This window comes from Bartonella sp. CL25QHWL, from assembly GCF_042195335.1.
Lineage (GTDB): Bacteria > Pseudomonadota > Alphaproteobacteria > Rhizobiales > Rhizobiaceae > Bartonella.
The window spans coordinates 1,538-3,861 of the sequence record NZ_JBHIOE010000039.1 but is presented as its reverse complement, the minus strand read 5'-3'; the positions used below and the strand labels follow the sequence as shown (position 1 = coordinate 3,861).

Below are 2,324 nucleotides of genomic sequence, written 5' to 3'. Positions count from 1 at the left end.
AACTTATCTCATGATGGCAATTGCTGGGTTTACGATAAAGCACGCGTTTTTCAAAATGCAAGGGTTTATGAAAATGGTAAAGTGAAAAGCTTTTTTGTAGACGTTTATGGTGATGCACAAATTTATGGCAATGCTATTTTTGAAGGCATGACAATAAATGATTATTGTGAGGTTTATGGCAACGCCCATATTCAAAACGCTGTTGTAATTGAAGGTAATGCAAAAATTTATGATAACGCCTCTGTAAGTGGACATGCTCATATTTCTGATACATCTGTTATTTGTGATAATGCTCATGTCGGGGGGTATGCCATTGTTGGTGATGGTGCTTATATTTGTCATTGATGATGCTGTTGTGTATGATGCTGTTGTATCTGGCTATTCTTGTATTCATAGCAATGCCTCTTTATCATTTGGTGATCAAATTCATGATGAGGCAATTCCAAGATTTGGTAGTGATGATGATTATTTTCGTGATGAGTATGAGGATGTTGCGTAAATAAAATAGCAGGTGCGGGGGGGCGCCTGCTTTCAGAGAGCAATGTAAAAACAAAGGTATTAAAATTTCCATTAAACTCAATAAAACATGGAACATAACTGAAATTATAGGTGTTGGAAATGCTCAATCATGATGATATCGATAGTGTTGAATTTTGTTTTACTGTAAATGGTAAAAAAATAAAATTTGATAAAGAGACTAATGATGAATTAAAGGAAAATATAGACTGGGAGAAATTGTTATCGCAATTATTCGTTGATAAAGAATAATAAGCCCTCTGGGACAAATGCATGTATTTTATAGGGGATATAAAAATGCCAAAAATTTTTATTGTATATAATAATCATACTATTTTAGAACAAACTGAACGTATTCTTTTTAAGCTTGGATTGGAACCATACGTTCTGAAATTTGGTAGTGATGATTTAACTACTATTGAGGATTTTAAACAAGAAATTAGTATGCAAACTAATTCTCCAAAATTTGGTATTGTGTTACTTACTCCCGATGAGATTGGCTATGCAAAATCTGCTGATAAAAAAGACGCACAACCGCGCGCTAATAAAAATGTTATTTTTAAAATGGGTATGTTGTTTCCTATAATTTCTTGCAGAAATATTGCTATTTTAAAACAACGAGATGTTGAAGTGCCTTCAGATTATGAAGGGATTAATTACATTCCTTTTAATGAACACGTAAAAGAGACTCTCCCAAAACTTATTGAACTATTAAACACAGCCGGATTCAATTTAGATACACTTAACGACTGAATTTTTTTTGCATGAAGTATACGCACAGTGTCATTTGAAGCGTCATAAATTGCAATATCAGAAAAAACGATCATTTTTTATGAACGAAAATTGTATATTTAATTCCTATTTTTTCTATGCAATAATATATCAGTTTTAATCTAAAATAACCTTTTTACTGAAAATGCCAAAATTTTATGCTTATTTACGTGTTTCTCGTGATGGACAAGATACAGAAAATCAAAAATTTGGATTGTTAGAATATGCTAATAAAAATGGCTTTGCACCACTTCATATTGAGGAAGAAATTGCAAGTAGAGGAAAAGATTGGCGTAAGCGTAAACTTGGTGCTTTAATTGAAAAAGCGGAATGTGGTGATGTTTTACTCACACCGGAGTTTTCTCGTATAGCTGGTTCTTCTCTTGCTGTTTTAGAAATTCTCAAAGCAGCCAGTGAACGTGGTTTAATTGTGCATATAACGAAACAAAACCTTATCATGGATGGAAGTTTGCAAAGCGATATCATTGCAAACGTATTGGGTATGGTATCGCAAATTGAACGGCATTTAATTCAAACACGCACAAAAGAAGCCTTAAATGTTGCTCGTCAACGAGGAATAAAACTTGGCCGGCCAAAAGGAAGCAAAGCTACGCAATTAAAGCTGGACAATCACATTGATGAAATTCAAGCATTTATAAATGTTGGTTTATCACAGAGCCGTATTGCTAAGACATTAGGAGTCAGTGTGAACACCTTGCGTTTATTTATTGAACGTAAAAACATCACGCTTACAAAAATAAAGCCTATCATTACCATGCCAAAAACATAAAGGTATATTTTAGTATAGTACTCTACCCTACGATATAATATCATAAGGTATAGTAAAATTAACTGATAAACTTCTCATAGAGGAAATTAATTTTTTCCTATATCCTCTTTCCAAAATTTTGTGCCATTGTCTATCATTAGAGCTAATTGTAGTGCAGCCTCTGGAACTTTACTTTTTATGATATCTCCTCTCTCTGTTTTAACTTCTGTAAATCCATCACGCTGTATTATATCGGGTTTGTTAAAAC

The 2,324-nt window shown here is 33.0% G+C and carries 3 protein-coding genes and 1 pseudogene; all 4 read left to right on the top strand.

Annotated features, from left to right (window positions below):
- Positions 1-499: pseudogene (locus tag ACFILY_RS09140) on the top strand (hypothetical protein); the annotation flags it as partial.
- A 119-nt stretch (positions 500-618) separates the two neighbouring features.
- A complete protein-coding gene (locus ACFILY_RS09135) occupies positions 619-768 on the top strand; it encodes a hypothetical protein (RefSeq protein WP_375673343.1) in 150 nt (49 codons plus the stop codon).
- 45 nt (positions 769-813) lie between these two features.
- Positions 814-1,269, top strand: a complete 456-nt coding sequence (locus ACFILY_RS09130) for a TIR domain-containing protein (RefSeq protein ID WP_375612425.1) — start codon at positions 814-816, stop codon at positions 1,267-1,269.
- 163 nt (positions 1,270-1,432) lie between these two features.
- Positions 1,433-2,077 (top strand): recombinase family protein, encoded by a 645-nt coding sequence (locus tag ACFILY_RS09125; RefSeq protein ID WP_375612424.1) that lies wholly within the window; start codon positions 1,433-1,435, stop codon positions 2,075-2,077.
- Positions 2,078-2,324: the final 247 nt, after the last annotated feature.